The organism is Fructilactobacillus vespulae, from assembly GCF_047324295.1.
GTDB lineage: Bacteria > Bacillota > Bacilli > Lactobacillales > Lactobacillaceae > Fructilactobacillus > Fructilactobacillus vespulae.
In genome coordinates, this window is the sequence record NZ_CP137138.1 from 334,531 (window position 1) to 350,561 (window position 16,031).

At 38.4% G+C, this 16,031-nt stretch carries 14 protein-coding genes and 1 pseudogene; 11 read left to right on the forward strand and 4 right to left on the reverse strand.

Features of this window, described 5'->3' with window-relative positions:
• Positions 1-5: 5 nt before the first annotated feature.
• The 3 genes from R4B61_RS01575 to R4B61_RS01585 form a co-directional block, all read right to left on the reverse strand.
• Positions 6-1,151, reverse strand: coding sequence for an amidohydrolase (locus R4B61_RS01575; RefSeq protein WP_413627901.1), 1,146 nt, complete (start codon positions 1,149-1,151; stop codon positions 6-8).
• 501 nt (positions 1,152-1,652) lie between these two features.
• Positions 1,653-2,441 carry a 2-keto-4-pentenoate hydratase gene (locus tag R4B61_RS01580; protein ID WP_413627902.1) on the reverse strand — a complete coding sequence of 263 codons (789 nt, stop codon included), beginning with the start codon at positions 2,439-2,441 and terminating at the stop codon, positions 1,653-1,655.
• 199 nt (positions 2,442-2,640) lie between these two features.
• Positions 2,641-3,612, reverse strand: a complete 972-nt coding sequence (locus tag R4B61_RS01585; RefSeq protein WP_413627903.1) for a GMP reductase — start codon at positions 3,610-3,612, stop codon at positions 2,641-2,643.
• Between the two features lie 476 nt (positions 3,613-4,088).
• On the opposite strand from R4B61_RS01585, the gene R4B61_RS01590 reads away from it, so the two are divergent.
• From R4B61_RS01590 to R4B61_RS01635, 10 genes and pseudogenes are all read left to right on the forward strand, one after another.
• Complete coding sequence (locus R4B61_RS01590) at positions 4,089-5,258, forward strand: 2-isopropylmalate synthase (protein WP_413627904.1); 1,170 nt, start codon at positions 4,089-4,091, stop codon at positions 5,256-5,258.
• Positions 5,251-6,319: pseudogene (gene leuB / locus R4B61_RS01595) on the forward strand (3-isopropylmalate dehydrogenase). Before R4B61_RS01590 ends, leuB begins: the two are co-directional and overlap by 8 nt.
• Positions 6,297-7,670 carry a 3-isopropylmalate dehydratase large subunit gene (leuC, locus tag R4B61_RS01600; protein ID WP_413627905.1) on the forward strand — a complete coding sequence of 458 codons (1,374 nt, stop codon included), beginning with the start codon at positions 6,297-6,299 and terminating at the stop codon, positions 7,668-7,670. Before leuB ends, leuC begins: the two are co-directional and overlap by 23 nt.
• A gap of 1 nt (position 7,671) precedes the next feature.
• Positions 7,672-8,256: a 3-isopropylmalate dehydratase small subunit gene (gene leuD, locus R4B61_RS01605; protein ID WP_413627906.1), complete on the forward strand. Its 585-nt coding sequence runs from the start codon at positions 7,672-7,674 to the stop codon at positions 8,254-8,256.
• A 22-nt stretch (positions 8,257-8,278) separates the two neighbouring features.
• Positions 8,279-9,076, forward strand: coding sequence for a Fe-S cluster assembly ATPase SufC (sufC, locus tag R4B61_RS01610; RefSeq protein WP_413627907.1), 798 nt, complete (start codon positions 8,279-8,281; stop codon positions 9,074-9,076).
• A 14-nt stretch (positions 9,077-9,090) separates the two neighbouring features.
• The gene (gene sufD, locus R4B61_RS01615; protein WP_413627908.1) at positions 9,091-10,326 is read left to right on the forward strand and encodes a Fe-S cluster assembly protein SufD; all 1,236 of its coding nucleotides are present in this window, start codon (positions 9,091-9,093) and stop codon (positions 10,324-10,326) included.
• Complete coding sequence (locus tag R4B61_RS01620; RefSeq protein WP_413627909.1) at positions 10,307-11,545, forward strand: SufS family cysteine desulfurase; 1,239 nt, start codon at positions 10,307-10,309, stop codon at positions 11,543-11,545. Before sufD ends, R4B61_RS01620 begins: the two co-directional genes overlap by 20 nt.
• Positions 11,532-11,990, forward strand: coding sequence for a Fe-S cluster assembly sulfur transfer protein SufU (gene sufU / locus R4B61_RS01625; protein WP_413627910.1), 459 nt, complete (start codon positions 11,532-11,534; stop codon positions 11,988-11,990). Before R4B61_RS01620 ends, sufU begins: the two co-directional genes overlap by 14 nt.
• A complete protein-coding gene (gene sufB, locus R4B61_RS01630) occupies positions 11,983-13,386 on the forward strand; it encodes a Fe-S cluster assembly protein SufB (RefSeq protein WP_413627911.1) in 1,404 nt (467 codons plus the stop codon). Before sufU ends, sufB begins: the two co-directional genes overlap by 8 nt.
• A gap of 1 nt (position 13,387) precedes the next feature.
• The gene (locus R4B61_RS01635) at positions 13,388-13,687 is read left to right on the forward strand and encodes a metal-sulfur cluster assembly factor (RefSeq protein ID WP_413627912.1); all 300 of its coding nucleotides are present in this window, start codon (positions 13,388-13,390) and stop codon (positions 13,685-13,687) included.
• Between the two features lie 147 nt (positions 13,688-13,834).
• Here the strand turns inward: R4B61_RS01635 and R4B61_RS01640 are convergent, their stop codons facing one another.
• Entirely contained in the window at positions 13,835-15,076 is a 1,242-nt protein-coding gene (locus R4B61_RS01640; protein ID WP_413628276.1) for an NRAMP family divalent metal transporter, read from the reverse strand.
• 558 nt (positions 15,077-15,634) lie between these two features.
• Here R4B61_RS01640 and R4B61_RS01645 point away from each other — a divergent pair.
• Entirely contained in the window at positions 15,635-16,030 is a 396-nt protein-coding gene (locus tag R4B61_RS01645) for a hypothetical protein (protein ID WP_413627913.1), read from the forward strand.
• The last annotated feature ends 1 nt before the right edge of the window (position 16,031 follow it).

The window sequence follows — 16,031 nt, forward strand, 5'->3', positions numbered from 1 at the left end:
CTTTATTACTTATCGAAATATTTTTGAATTCTTAATGCACTGTAGTAATACCATTTAACCGCTGTAATTAAGCCATCATCTTTTACGATGAGGTCCGAATGATGCCAATCTGAATTTCCTTCACTACCAATAAAGGCAAAAACACTAGGAATTTTATTGGTAAAAAAGGAAAAATCCTCTCCGGCGGTTGAAGGTTCAGCATCAACTAACTTAAAGTGCTTTTGGGTTTCTTCAACAACTAATGGTGTTAATTCACGGTCATTGTTAACCACTTCCGGCCCTTCAATCCAGTTGATTTTGGCATTCACATCCAAAGCCTTAGATAGTCCCTCAACAATATCGATGAAACGTTGTTTGGCAATGGCTCGGGCTTCCGCTGAAAACGTTCTAACGGTTCCTTCAAACCAGGTCTTTTCAGGAATAACGTTCCAGGTATAGCCCCCTTCGATATGAGTAACTGATAATACCGTCGTCTTTAACGGATCTTCATTTCGACTAACAATGGTTTGCAATGTATTGACGATGTTAGTCAAAGCAATGATTGGATCTGATCCTAATTGTGGCCTGGCGGCGTGGGTTCCTTTTCCTTGAATAAAAACGTTAAATTCATCAACCGCTGCCATCTGGCCCCCGGTTAGGATGCTGACTTCACCAGATTTCAAATCTGGTTTGTTATGAAAACCAATAATTGCTTTAACATCCTTAACAGCACCTGCATCAATCACTTCCTGAGCACCATTGTGGGTTTCTTCAGCGGGTTGAAAAATTAGTCTGATTTTATTTTTTAGCTTAGCTTTATTTTCCGAAAATAGAATTGCCGCTCCTAATAACGAGGCCATGTGAAAGTCGTGACCACAAGCATGCATAACTCCCTTATTCTTTGAGGCATAATCCAATCCCGTTTCTTCTAAAATTGGGAGGGCGTCAATATCTGATCTTAATGCCACAACTCCCTTTGAATTATCTGGACCAATTTCAGCAACCACTCCTGTTTTTAAGGCTGGAAAAGTTAGGATCTTGAAGCCTAACTTTTTTAAATAACCGCTTAAAAACTTAGTTGTTTCAAACTCATGATCTGATAATTCCGGATTTTCATGAAAATGTCTTCTTAAATTACTTAATTCTTCTTTTAGTTCACTATCATCAACCATTTCAATTCTCCTATCTAAACAAAATCTAAGCAGATAACTAAAACCACTTGTTAAACCGTTTTTAGAATTAAATTCCCTTATCATCACCTTCCCAGAAAGAAACTTATGATTTCCTTAATATTTAATGCCAAAAAAAATAGTCCAATTAGATAAACTTAATCTAATTGGACTATTTTGGTAGTTTTCTCGTTATTGCGAAAAGAAAAATTCCTAAATATCAGTTGTCTAATTAGATTAACCTAAAAAGTATCTAATCAGACTATCAAATAGCTGTACTAGATACAGGTGCGTAAACTAACACCCGTATCTTGATACGTGTGTTAGCCGTCACATACAACTAGTACAACAACAATTATTTTGATAATTAAACTTAATATTAGTCATCATTTTTCCTTCCTTACTTTTTGTTAGGATAATTAAACCACACTTATTTGAATTTGTAAAATATTTAACAAAATTTTTCTGACATTTATGCCTATTAGCTCAGGTAAACCGTGACGACTATTTAACTGTAAACGCCACGTTACCTAATTCATGATCAAACTTAGCTTCCCATTTTCCGGGTTTTAACGGAACCGGTAATAAAAAGGTTCCAGTAGAAACGTGTTGTCCCTGCTGAACTACTTGATCGGTCTCTGCCAGTTTTTCGGTTAACCAATGGAGTGATTTTAAGGGATTCCCTAACACTTCACTAGACTCTCCTTCTGCTACTTGCTCCCCATCGTGAAAGAGCTGAGTGGATACTTCTGCTAACTCTTCAAAGTCAAAATCAGTAGTATCGTGTTCTTTACCATAAACCACTGCTCCACCTACCGCTGCATCAGCCATGACTAAATTCTTAGGTAAGGTTGGGAACCATTCTTTAAAACGACAATCTGGTAATTCGACTGCAGGAGCTACCGTAGTCTTTTCCATTAAGGTTGCAAAATCATCATCCGCAGCTAAATCCGTCTTAGCAGTGAAGACTAACTCGACTTCAACTAACGGATCCATAAACATGGAAAATGGTAGATCAGCCTGATCTCTAAAGAAGCGTTCATCTAGCTGAGCTCCGTATAAAGGTTCCGTTGAATTGAACATTTTTTGCGTCTCTTCACTAGTGAGACTAATCTTGTAGCCACCCAGTTTCTTTACTTTTAATTCCATTAAACGACGTTGAACGCGATAAGCAGAATCATCGTCAAACGCTTCAAACTTGGACATTTCTAATGGTTCCTGTGACTTGTAGGCTTTGTACAAAATTTGTGCTAGCACCTCTACTTCATCATTAGTCAATACTTTATCAGCCATAATAAACACTTCCTTTACAATAAAATTTTTAAATCGAATCAATAATTCGGTTTCATTCAATATACAACTCTGATTTTGTTTGTCAAATCATTTTTTAAAACGATATTTAATTCATTTTTCATTAATTGTTCGGTTTTAAATGAAAAATCATTAAAAAAAGACCTTCATCAAAATTGATGAAGGTCTCGTTTAATTTAAATTAGTCACCATTGTAAATGGAATTTTTAACAATCACATAATCCACCGTTGCTAATGCGGTTAAATAACGACCACCGGCATAAGAAATTGATGATTGTAAGTCTTCTTGCATTTCACGAAGGGTGTCATAAATGCTGCCCTTAGGAGTAACCAAGAGTTTCTTACCTTCCACATTATGGTACTCACCCTTTTGAAATTCTGAAGCAGAACCAAAGTATTCGCGGTAAGTTTTTCCATCTTTTTCGATAGTTTCACCTGGTGATTCAACGTGTCCGGCAAACATTGAACCAATCATTACCATTGTGGCACCAAAACGAATTGATTTAGCAATATCGCCATCAGTTCTAATCCCACCATCGGCGATAATAGGTTTTCTAGCCCCTTTAGAACAAGCGTTGATAGCAGCTAATTGCCAACCACCAGTTCCAAAACCAGTTTTAATCTTAGTGATACATGCTTTACCAGGACCAATTCCAACCTTTGTAGCATCGGCACCAGCATCTTCCAAGGCCCGAACGGCTTCTGGAGTACCCACGTTTCCAGCAATTAAGAACACAGATGGAATCTTTTCCTTAATATGCTTAATCATCTTAATTACAGAATCAGAGTAACCGTGCGCGATATCAATCGTGATGTATTCAGGAAGTTCATCCGCTTCTACCAATGAGTCGATGAAATCGTATTCGGCAGGTTTAACTCCTACACTGATTGATGCAAATAAGTCTTCCTTATGCATTAAACGAACGAAATCAAGTCGTTTTTCTGGTTGGAAACGGTGCATAACGTAGAAGTATCCGTTTTTAGCAAGTGAAATTGCTAAATCTTTATTGATAACCGTTTGCATGTTAGCTGGAACAACCGGAAGTTTAAAGGTCCGATTACCTAACTTAACTTCGGTGTTACACTCACTTCGTGAATTAACAATACACTTATTAGGGATCAATTGGATATCTTCGTAATCAAAAACTTTCATGTATACTCTCCATTCTTAACGAACTTTTAACAATAAAATACATAAGTAGTTCGTATTATACTTATAATTTTAAGGGATAAAATTAAATAAATCAATAAAAAACAAAAATTATTCGGAAAAGTTGTTGACTTTATAATTTTTACGATGTATTATCAATCACATAAAATAATATAACTTAAATACAAATGATATTAGAATAAGTAAAAATTACAGAACTTCACAGAGAGCGTTGGTTGGTGAAAAACGCATTTTCTTAATTTCGAAAGATCGATATCAATTAGAATTCTTTTAGAGGAATTCAGGTGTGATTACCTTTATCTCAATCCGAGTATGATACGTTCAGTAAAGCACTCGTCGAGTCTAATTATGTGAGTAATTAGTAAATATAGGTGGTAACACGCAAAAGCGTCCTTTTTAATCATAGATTAAAAAGGGCGCTTTTTTGTTTTTAAGTAAATTTTCAGGAGGTTATAGATATGTGTAAAAAACAAATTGAATTTTTTGACACCACGCTTCGAGATGGTGAACAAACTATCGGAGTTAATTTTGACATCGAAACGAAAGTGCAAATCGCACAAGAGTTAGAAAAATGGGGCGTAGATGTAATTGAAGCTGGATTCCCCGCCGCTTCAAAAGCAGACTTTAAAGCCGTACAAGCCGTGGCCAATTCATTAGATACCGCTTGCGTAACCGGTTTGGCACGGGCAGTCACTAAAGATATCGATGCCTGTTATGCAGCAACTAAAGACGCTAACCATAAACAAATTCATGTGTTTATCGCCACTAGTCCTATCCATCGTGAATTCAAACTTCACATGACTAAGGAAGAAAACTTAGCGGCCATCCAAAAATACGTTAGTTACGCAAAACAATTTTTTGAAAAAGTTGAATTCTCACCTGAAGATGCCACAAGAACCGAGCCAGAATATCTAGTGCAAGCAATTAACACCGCCATTGATAGCGGAGCAACCGTCATCAACATCGCCGATACGGTGGGATATACCAATCCAGTCGAGTTTGGAAAATTGTTCGATTATCTTCAAGCAAACGTTCCCCGTTTTAATGAAGTAACCTTTTCCGTTCATTGTCACAATGACTTAGGAATGGCTGACGCAAATGCCCTTGCCGGAATTGAACACGGCGCTTCTAGAATTGAAGGAACCATTAATGGTATCGGTGAACGAGCTGGAAACTCAGCCCTAGAAGAAGTCGCTGTTGCCCTTAAAGTTCGCAAAGATTTTTACCAAGCCCACGACAACATTAACTTGGAAAAAACTAGAGACATCTGTGAAATGGTCAGCGATTACACGAAGATGCCCATTCCTAACAATAAAGCGGTTGTCGGAACCAATGCCTTTTCTCACGAATCCGGAATTCATCAAGATGGAATGCTAAAAAATCATAGTACATATGAAATTTTAACTCCGGAATCAGTGGGAATGGGAGCAACCAACCTTCCATTAGGAAAACTTTCTGGATCTCACGCCGTTAAACAAAAAATTGAACAATTAGGCTATGACGTTTCTAATGAAGAAATGAAAATCATCTTCCCCATCTTTAAAAACATTGCCGATCAAAAACCAATTGTTAGTACCAGCGACTTAAAAGTAATTATGAATGAATACGAGGTAACTGCTAATGAATAAAATAACCGTTCTTGCCGGAGATTATATTGGACCAGAAATCATGGATGCCGGTTTAAAAGTATTAAAGGCCGCCACCGAAAATACTGATTTTAAATATCAATTAGCAGTTTGTCCCTTTGGTGGAGAAGCCATTGATAAATGCGGAACTCCGCTACCACAAACTACCATCGATGAATGTACTACTAGCGATGCCGTCTTACTAGCTGCTATCGGTGGTCCCCAATGGGATAACGAAAAAGAACGCCCGGAAGCAGGACTTTTAAAAATCAGACAGGTTTTAAATCTCTTCGCTAACATTCGCCCTACCGAAATCACTACCAATATGACTAAGTACTCGCCGTTGAAAAACGCAACTAACACCGATTTCGTAATCGTCAGAGAACTTACGAGTGGAATTTACTTTGGTAGACCACGGGAAATGACTTCCAGTTATGCACTCGATACCATGAGATACCAAACTCAAGAAATTGAACGAGTGGCTAGAGTCGCCTTTAAAATGGCAACTAACAGAAGAAAAAAAGTAACTATGGTAGATAAATCAAACGTACTAGCCACCAGCAAGCTCTGGCGCAAGGTGGTGACTGCAGTTGCTAAAGATTATCCAGAAGTGGAACTGGACTTTTGTTATGTAGATGCCATGGCAATGAAAATCATCAGTCAGCCCGAACAGTTCGATGTAATTCTAACCGAAAATTTATTTGGAGATATCTTAAGCGATGAAGCAGCCGAAATCACCGGTTCACTCGGTTCAATCCCCTCAATGAGTATCGGCGAAAGTAAGTTAGCTCTGTACGAACCCATTCACGGCTCTGCTCCAGACATTGCGGGTAAAAATATTGCTAACCCCTTCTCAATGATTAACTCAGTCAAAATGATGTTAATCAATTCCTTTCAGCAAAATGAGATTGCTGCAAAAATCACGCAAGCCGTTGACGCTGCCATCAAAAATAACGTGGTGACTCCCGACTTAAACGGAAAGAGCACCACTTCCGAAGTAACTGAATTTATAATCAATGAAATTAGAAAGTAGGTCTACAAATGCCAAAAACAATGTTCGATAAAATCTGGGATAAACACGTAATTATGGGTGAAGTCGGAGAACCCCAACTAATGTATGTTGATCTTCATTTACTTCACGAAGTAACATCACCCCAAGCCTTTGAAGGCCTCCGCGAAAATAACCGAACCGTCAGAAGAACGGACAAATCATTTGCCACCACCGATCATAACGTTCCTACCATTGATATCTTCAACGTTAAGGACGCCATTTCAAAAAAACAAATCGAAACCTTAAATAAAAATAGTGAAGAATTCAACGTTCGTTTGGCGGGTATGGGTCACAAAGACCAGGGAATTATTCATGCCATTGGACCCCAACTTGGGTTATCGCAACCCGGCATGTTAATTGTTTGTGGTGACTCCCACACTGCTACTCACGGTGCGTTAGGTTCAATTGCATTTGGGATTGGAACCAGTGAAGTAGAACACGTTTTGGCTACCCAAACCATCTGGCAAACCAAACCTAAAACCATGGGAATTCACGTTCACGGAAAGTTACCTAAGGGGGTTTATGCCAAAGATATCATCATGGCAATCATTGCCCGCGAAGGGGTTTCTTTTGGAACTGGATATGGAGTTGAATTTTACGGAGATACCATCCGCGATATGGATGTCGAAGCGCGCCTAACCATTTCTAACATGGCCATTGAAGGTGGTGCCAAAGTGGGAACCATCCAACCTGACGAAAAGACGTTTAACTACGTGGCTAATCGTAAATACGCTCCGAAAAACATGGACAAAGCCATTGAATATTGGAGCCAATTTTACACTGATACTCCCGCAGCCTTTGACAAAATCATTGATGTGGATGCAACTACCATCGCTCCTTACGTATCTTGGGGAACCAATCCCGGTATGGCAGTTCCCATCGATGAAACTTTCCCAGAAATTGAAAACAGTAATGATGAAAAAGCCTACGAATATGCCGGTTTACAACCCGGACAAAAACCCAGCGACATTGATATCAAATGGATTTTCTTCGGTTCTTGTACCAATGGTCGACTCTCAGACTTAAAGATTGCCGCCAATATTTTAAAGGGCCACCACATTGCTGAAGGACTAACCGCTTGGGTCGTTCCCGCTTCACGAGCAGTTCGCGAAGAGGCTGAAAGAATCGGAATCGATAAAATCTTCAAAGATGCTGGCTGTGAATGGCGTGAACCAGGTTGTTCCGCTTGTTTAGGAATGAATCCTGATCAAATCCCCGCCGGAATCCATTGTGCATCAACTTCGAACCGAAACTTCGAAGGACGCCAGGGTGCCGGTTCCAGAACACACTTAGCTAGTCCCGCAATGGTGGCCGCCGCCGCAATCAACGGTCACTTCATCGATATCAGACAGGAGGAAATTTAACATGGAAAAAATCACCACTATCAATTCAACTACCATCCCATTAATGAACGATAACATTGACACCGACCAACTAATCCCCAAACAATTTTTAAAGAACATCCTAAAAACTGGATTTGGTAAAAACTTACTATACGACTGGCGTTATTTAGAACCCAACAAGCCCAATCCTGATTTCATCTTGAATCATCCGGAGCGCCAAAATGCTCAGATTTTAATCACCGGGGAAAACTTTGGTTGTGGCTCTTCTCGAGAACACGCCGTTTGGGCCCTTACTGATTACGGATTCAAGGTAATTATTGCCGGGGGCTATAGCGATATTTTTTACATGAACAGTACTAAAAACGGTTTGCTAGCAATCACCCTCCCTAAAGAACAACGAGCAGCATTAGCGCAAATTCCAGCAGACCAAAAAATCGAAGTGGATTTGGTTAATCAAGTGGTTAAAACTGACGAACACGAATATCCCTTTGAAATCGAATCTCGAATTAAACATAAATTAGTTAACGGACTCGATGACATTGCCATCACGATGAACTACATGGATCAAATTGAAGCATTTGAAAAACAAATCCCCGACTTTAATTAATAGAAAGGAACCCACAACTATCATGACAACTCTAGCAATCAAAGATCTCCACGTTAACGTAATTGACCCTGACACTGAGGTTGAAAAAGAAATTTTAAAAGGCGTCAACTTAACCATTAATAGTGGTGAAACTCATGCCATCATGGGACCTAACGGAACTGGAAAATCAACCATGTCAGAAACCATCATGGGAAATCCTAATTATCACGTTACTCAAGGAGACATCACCATTGATGGAGTCAGTATCTTAGACCTAACCGTTGATGAACGAGCTCGAGCAGGTTTATTTTTAGCCATGCAGTATCCAGCGGAAATCAAAGGAATTACCAATGCTGAATTCATTCAAGCAGCGGTTAATGCCCGTCGTCCAGAAAATAATCCCATTAAGATTACTTCCTTTTTAGATGAACTAGACGAAAACCTCAAAACGTTGAATATGACTGAGGAAATGTCGGAACGATACTTAAATGAAGGCTTTTCTGGTGGTGAGAAAAAACGAAACGAGATTTTACAAATGATGATGATTAAACCTCATTTTGCCATCTTAGACGAAATTGATTCTGGATTAGACATCGATGCCCTTCAAGTTGTTTCTCATGGTGTTAACTCAATGGATAAACAACAAATGGGAACCTTGATGATCACTCATTACCAACGCATTTTAAACTACATCAAACCTGATTTTATCCACGTCATGATGGGCGGAAAAATTGTTAAAACCGGTGGCTTTGAACTAGCTGATGAACTAGAAAACAATGGATATGCAGCTCTGCGGGACCGTTTAAACTTAAATATTGATCTAGTTGATGAAAACGTTTAAGGAGGATACTACCAATGGTCCGTGACAAATTTATGAAACAAATCAACCAAATAACTACCACCAAGACATTTCCCCAGGAACCCGCTTGGTTTACAAAGATTAGAAATGAAGAATTTTCTAAACTAGGTGACGAAAAATTACCCCGCATCGACAAAATAAACTACCAAAACTGGCCATTCATCAATCAACCAGATCCTGAAGTTACGGCAGATGAGAATGTTACCAATGAATACCAAATCACCCCAGAAATGGAAGCGGCCAATGTAATTGTTTGTTCCATAGAAGAGGCCCTTTTGAAGCATGAAAGTTTACTTAAACCGGTGATTGAAAAAATTGCGGCTGAACAATCAGATCGACTAACTAGTCTGAACTTGGCGCTGGTAACTCACGGAACCTTTGTTTACGTTCCTAAAAATATCACCCTTAAAAATCCCATTACCATTAAAACTCGGGAAAATACGGTTAATAACCAAGATGTTTTTGATCGAACCATCGTAGTTGGAGACATTAATAGCAATTTTAACGTTGTCCAAAACACTAGCAGCGTGGGAAATAATCAAATTAATTCCCACCTAACCGCAAACATCTTTGCCAAAGAAAACAGCAAAATTCAATTCTTCGGCATGGATGCTACCGCCAGTCATACCAACAACTTCATCAATCGGAAGGCCATCGTCGGCAAACATGCCACGATGAACTGGATGATTGGAGCTTTAAACAACGGTAATACCGCTGCCGATTTCAGTACCGAACTAATCGGAGATGGTTCCGTTTCCGATAGTCGAATTGTCGCCATCTCCAACCAGAAACAACAACAAGGAATCAACACTCGGATTACCAACTATGGGTTACATTCCGATGCCCAAATTGATCAACGCGGGGCTATTTTAGATAAATCTAAGGTCGTTTTTAATGGAATTGGTAAAGTGCAACATGGTGCTCATCAAGCAAACAATCAACAGCAAAATCATATTTTAATGTTGTCGGAAAATGCCAGTGGTGATGCCAATCCAATCCTTTTGATCAACGAAAATGATGTGGTTGCTGGACACGCTGCTAGTATCGGCCGCATCAATGAAAAGCAACTTTACTACTTAATGAGTCGTGGAATCCCCGAAGAAATTGCCCAAAAACTAGTAATTCGCGGTTTCTTAGGAATTATTTTAGATCAGATTCCCTCATCTGAGATTAAATCAGAAATGATTAACACGATTGAAAGGAAGCTTGAACATGAAAGGACTAACGTATAACTACAAAAAAGATTTCCCCATTCTGACTAAAAAAGTTAATGGTGAAACCAGAAGTTATCTAGATAATGCTGCCACCAGTCAAAAACCACAGTCAGTAATTAATGCCATCACGGATTTTTATCAAAACGATAATGCCAACGTTCATCGCGGAGTCGGTAGCATGTCTCAAATGGCAACTGATAAATACGAATCAGCCCGTCAAACGGTTGCTGATTTCATTAACGCTCCTGCCAGTAAAAATATCGTCTTTACTCGTTCTAGTACCGAAAGCTTAAACTGGATTGCGACTGGATATGCCACACAAATGCTAGAGCCTGAAGATGAAATCATCGTTAGCATCGCTGAACACCACAGCAATCTAATTCCATGGCAACAAGTTGCCAAACAAACTGGTGCTAAATTAAGCTTCGTTGGTTTACATGCCAATGGAACCTTAAATCTAGCAGAGTTAGAAAAAATGGTTAGTTCTAAAACAAAAATCATTGCGATTAATCACATTTCTAACGTACTAGGCAGCATTAATCCAATTGCTGAAATTGCTAACTTAGCTCATCAAAACGGTGCCATTATCGTGGTGGATGCTGCGCAATCTGCACCACATTTAAAAATCGACGTACAAAAATTGGATGCCGATTTTTTAGTGTTTTCTGGTCATAAAATGTTAGGACCCACGGGAATTGGGGTGTTATACGGGAAAACAGAATTACTAGAACAAATGCAACCCGTTCAATTTGGTGGCGAAATGATTGACGATGTTCAACAACAATCCGCCACTTGGGCGCCTGTCCCACTAAAGTTTGAGGCAGGAACCCCTAACATCGCCGGTGCAATTGGTCTAGCCGCTGCAATTGATTACATCAATCAAATCGGAATAAACCAGATTAATGCCCGAGAAGATGCCCTAATGAAACTAGCGCTTAGCAGTTTAAATGAAATTGCTGGAGTGACTGTTTACGGTCCTACTGATTTCAATAATCATAAAGGAGTTCTTTCTTTTAACTTAGCGGGAATTCACGCTCACGACGTTTCAACCGGACTAGATCTAGATAATATTGAAATTAGAGCAGGTCATCATTGCGCTCAACCTTTAATGAAATTCTTAGACGTTGAGTCTATGGTTCGAGCTAGCATTTCATTTTATAACGATGAAACTGATATCAATCGTTTAATTGAATCAATCAAAACGGTAAAGGAGTTTTTTGCTAATGAGCTTGCGTGATATGAAAACTTTATACAAACAGGTCGTGTTAGAAAATGCTAACCATCCCCAAAACTTTCAAAAACCGGCTGGAGATTTGCCAGCAGAAACGCTGCGCAATCCTAGCTGTGGTGATGAAATTACCGTCGCATGTCAGGTGCATGATAACCACATTGAGAACTTAACTTTTTATGGAACTGGTTGTACCATCTCCAAAGCATCAACCAGCATCATGACTGAAACCTTAGTGGGAAAGCCGGTTAACGAAGCGTTACACTTAATCAAATTATTCCAACAAAACATCATTGCTAAACAAATTACTGATGAGGAAAAGAAAAGCTTAGGCGATGCCGCATTATTAAGTTCCGTGGCCCAATTTCCTACTCGAATCAGATGCGCCACTCTCGGTTGGCACGTTATCGAAAATCTAATTAATCAAATCAAAGGAGCTAATGAAGATGACTGATATTAATGAAGTTCTTAATAATAACGACTATGAATTCGGATTCCACGATGATGTCACCCCTTTCTTTTCCACTGGAAACGGAATTAATGAAGAAATCATCAGACAAATTTCAGCAGAAAAAGAAGAACCCGAATGGATGCTTGATTATCGCTTAAAATGTTTTCAAACCTATTTGAAAATGGAGGATCCTGAATTTGGTCCCAGCCTCAAGGACCTGGATCTTAAAAATATGAAGTACTACCAAAAGGCGACTGATAAAAAAGCACGTGATTGGGACGATGTTCCTGATGAAATTAAAAAAACTTTTGACAAAATTGGAGTTCCCGAAGCAGAAAGAAAGTATTTAGCCGGTTCATCTGCTCAATACGAATCAGAATCAATTTATCAACATATGAAAGAAGAGTTAGAAAATCAAGGGGTCATCTTTTTGGATACTGATTCGGCCCTCAAACAGTATCCTGACCTAGTTAGAAAGTGGTTTGGTAAGTTAATTAAGCCTACCAACAATAAGTTTGCAGCTTTAAATGGTGCCGTTTGGTCAGGTGGAACCTTTATTTACGTTCCCAAGGGAGTTACCGTTTCTGCCCCCATCCAAACCTACTTTAGAATTAATGCAGAAAATTCTGGTCAGTTTGAAAGAACCCTCATCATTGTTGATGAAGGGGCTCATCTCGAATACGTGGAAGGCTGTACTGCCCCAACCTATAATTCCGATAGCCTTCACGCTGCGGTGGTTGAAGTAAACGTTCTTCCCCACGCTTATTGTCGCTATACTACCATCCAAAATTGGTCTAACAACGTGTATAGTCTAGAAACTAAGCGAGCTCAGGCATTAGAAGATGCTTGTATGGAATGGGTTGATGGAAACCTCGGCTCAAAAGTTACCATGAAGTACCCTTCCGTCTATTTGAATGGTCGGGGTGGCAAAGGAACGATGCTTTCCATTGCCGTTGCTGGGAAAAACATTAAATCAGATACTGGTGCTCAAATGATCCACAATGCACCAGAGACTTCTTCTTCAATCATTTCTAAGTCCATCTCAAAAGACGGTGGATCAGTCGACTATCGTGGAAAGGTCCGCTTTGCCAAAAACAGTGACGGTTCCGGTTCTCACGTTGAGTGTGACACCATCATCATGGATGATAAATCCACAAGTGATACCATTCCTTACAACGAAATTTATAATAATAACGTCACCATGGAACACGAAGCTAAGGTATCTAAAATCTCTGAAGAACAACTTTACTACCTCATGTCTCGTGGGATTGATGAAGCGAAAGCCACTGAAATGATCATTATGAGTTTTATTGAACCCTTTACCAAAGAACTTCCAATGGAATATGCCGTTGAACTTAATCGCTTGATTAGTTATGAAATGGAAGGATCGGTGGGTTAATATGGAAACAAACAATAAATATTACGAAGCTTTAACCAACGTTATTGATCCCGAATTAGATATTGACATCGTTAACTTGGGTCTCATCTATGAGATTGAAATCAAAGCTAACGTAGCAGTGGTAACCATGACGTTAACGACCATGGGGTGTCCGCTATCAAAATATCTGTTTGAAGAAATCCAAAAACAACTAATTGGTTTTCCTGAAATTGATGACATTGATATCAACCTGGTTTGGACCCCACGCTGGTCAATCAAAAAGATGTCTAGAGTCGCTCGAATGCAATTAGGTATCCATTAAAAAAACTTCCGTTTCGATAAACGGAAGTTTTTTTAATGGACTAATTTACAATCCTTGATAGATATTAAGATTAAAATCATACTTACTTTTAGTTTTTATATATTCATTCATAATTACTTTTACTTTATTTATCATCGTGTACTCCTCCTACCAAAGATTAAATGATGGTCCAATCATATAGATTCCAAAGATCATCACTACTAGTGAACTAATGATTACCGTATACTTATAGATTCCGCGCATTCTGTATTTTTCCGGAAGCGCTCTAGATTCAAGTAACAAAAGAAATCCTAGTACAATCGGAATCATCAATGCATTTAAAACTTCGATTGAAACAGCAATTTCAACCATATTTTTGATAAACAAAACCATTATGGCTGGTACCACAAGAATCGCTGCATACATCAAATAAAAACCATAATTACTCTTATTAAGGCCTTCATTCAAGCTATGGGGCCAATTCAAAACTTCACTCATTCCCCAAGTTCCCGCCAGAGAAACTACAATTGCTGCAACCAATGAACCACCTAGCAAACTGGTTCCTAGAATGATTTTTGAAGCAGCTGGTCCAATGAACAAAGCCATTTCATTAACTAGATCTGAAACCGTATTAAGAATTACGCTACCCTTATTAAAGGTGGTTGCGGCAAAGAAGATTACAAAGCCAATCATAATTCCTTGCGTAATAAACGTTCCTGCCAAGGTATCGCTCTGTTCTTTTTTAACCATGTTAGGTTTCAAATGTTTATCGGTCACCGCACTTTGTTGATAAAAAATCATCCAGGGCATAATAACCGCACCCACGTTAGCAGCAATCATATAGATATATGATTTGTCGTGAATAGGAACCGTCATAATTCCATTTACCAACTGAGATGTATCCGGTTTAACCATTATGATTCCAATAATGAACATTAATTCAAAAATACCAAAACTAATTCCAATTCTTTCAACTCGATGATAATTACCGAGTAAAGCCACAATAATTAATGTGATTGTACAAATCGGAATTGTAATCCAACGGGAGATGCCAAATAGCTCACCTACCCCGGCAATCCCGATAAACTCGGTAATCATTGCTCCTACAACAGAGATTAATAAAGTAATTGCAGATATGTAAGCCCAATTTTTACCGAAGTATTTTCTAATTAATTCACCATGACCCTTTTGCGTTATTATTCCTAAACGAACTGTAATTTCTTGGACCATGAATAACACTGGGATTAAAGCAATTTGTGGTAAGACCATCGAATAACCAAATTGGTTACCAGATTGAGCAGCAGTTATTAAACAACCTGCATCCGTATCTGCTAACATCACAATTAAACCAGGTCCTACCACAGCGGCCCATTCTTTAACTTGTTGCCACGCTTGTTTAAAATTAATCATCGAATGATTAATAGCAATCCCATCATTTTCCATTACAATTCCTCCTTTTATAAAAACAAAAAAAACGCCCGAACTAATAAAATTAGTCCGGACGTTTATAACGTGTTACCACCATCATTTATAGCCATTTCACAAAAGCTACCTCATAAAGTACGACACTTAAATAAGTGTTTATACTCTAATCATGATAAAGGTGATTAAACCTAGCTTCTCGAAAAAAGCTTACTAATAAAGTGCCTTTTTAAAATCAGATCAATACTGTTTTTCACCACCAACAGTTCTCTTAAAAGACTGGTTTTATACTAATCACAATATTAAATGCAAATAAATTATAAAATTATAATTTATTTGAATTGTGCTTATTATTGCATAAAGAATTGGTAATTGCAATGAAATTCCTAACATTATCACAAAAAATAACTATTTTTATTATTTTTAGATAATTTAATCACTTTTATTTTAACAATAGTTAAGATTTAACGAAACCAACTTTAAAACTGATTTATCACCACTGTTTTTATGTTAGACTTAAAAAGATAGCTCAAAGAGGATTCGACTATGAAAACTAAAACTGCTAGTTTTATCATGTATATCGTAATTTTAGGTACTTTAGTTATCCTATCCGGGGTGTTCAACCCCACTAAACACACTAAAATTATGAGTAGTGCCAACGAACCAGCTAAAATGACGCTTATCAACGTCAAAAATCGGAAAACATATCAAGCTGATCAACAGGGAAACTTTACCTTTAAGGCTCAGGTTGATATCGGAGACCGTTTAAAAATCAAGTATGACAAATCTCTAGCCAATATCAAAGTAACTGAAGAAAGATCAGTTCATACAGTCAAAGTTAACTTAAAGCAAAATAAACCCGTTAAAATGGTAATGTATGCCAGTGGCGACGCCCTCAGTAACTCTCGTGAAAACGTCGTTATTATTAATCCAAAACAATAAA

Excerpts from the sequence above, each read along its gene's own strand:
- R4B61_RS01585 (WP_413627903.1), bottom strand. The coding sequence starts at position 3,612 with ATGAAAGTTTTTGATTACGAAGATATCCAATTGATCCCTAATAAGTGT.
- sufC (WP_413627907.1), top strand. The coding sequence starts at position 8,279 with ATGACAACTCTAGCAATCAAAGATCTCCACGTTAACGTAATTGACCCT.
- sufB (WP_413627911.1), top strand. The coding sequence starts at position 11,983 with ATGACTGATATTAATGAAGTTCTTAATAATAACGACTATGAATTCGGA.
- R4B61_RS01645 (WP_413627913.1), top strand. The coding sequence starts at position 15,635 with ATGAAAACTAAAACTGCTAGTTTTATCATGTATATCGTAATTTTAGGT.
- sufD (WP_413627908.1), top strand. The coding sequence starts at position 9,091 with ATGGTCCGTGACAAATTTATGAAACAAATCAACCAAATAACTACCACC.
- R4B61_RS01620 (WP_413627909.1), top strand. The coding sequence starts at position 10,307 with ATGAAAGGACTAACGTATAACTACAAAAAAGATTTCCCCATTCTGACT.
- leuC (WP_413627905.1), top strand. The coding sequence starts at position 6,297 with ATGCCAAAAACAATGTTCGATAAAATCTGGGATAAACACGTAATTATG.
- R4B61_RS01575 (WP_413627901.1), bottom strand. The coding sequence starts at position 1,151 with ATGGTTGATGATAGTGAACTAAAAGAAGAATTAAGTAATTTAAGAAGA.
- leuD (WP_413627906.1), top strand. The coding sequence starts at position 7,672 with ATGGAAAAAATCACCACTATCAATTCAACTACCATCCCATTAATGAAC.
- R4B61_RS01580 (WP_413627902.1), bottom strand. The coding sequence starts at position 2,441 with ATGGCTGATAAAGTATTGACTAATGATGAAGTAGAGGTGCTAGCACAA.
- R4B61_RS01635 (WP_413627912.1), top strand. The coding sequence starts at position 13,388 with ATGGAAACAAACAATAAATATTACGAAGCTTTAACCAACGTTATTGAT.
- R4B61_RS01640 (WP_413628276.1), bottom strand. The coding sequence starts at position 15,076 with ATGATTAATTTTAAACAAGCGTGGCAACAAGTTAAAGAATGGGCCGCT.
- sufU (WP_413627910.1), top strand. The coding sequence starts at position 11,532 with ATGAGCTTGCGTGATATGAAAACTTTATACAAACAGGTCGTGTTAGAA.
- R4B61_RS01590 (WP_413627904.1), top strand. The coding sequence starts at position 4,089 with ATGTGTAAAAAACAAATTGAATTTTTTGACACCACGCTTCGAGATGGT.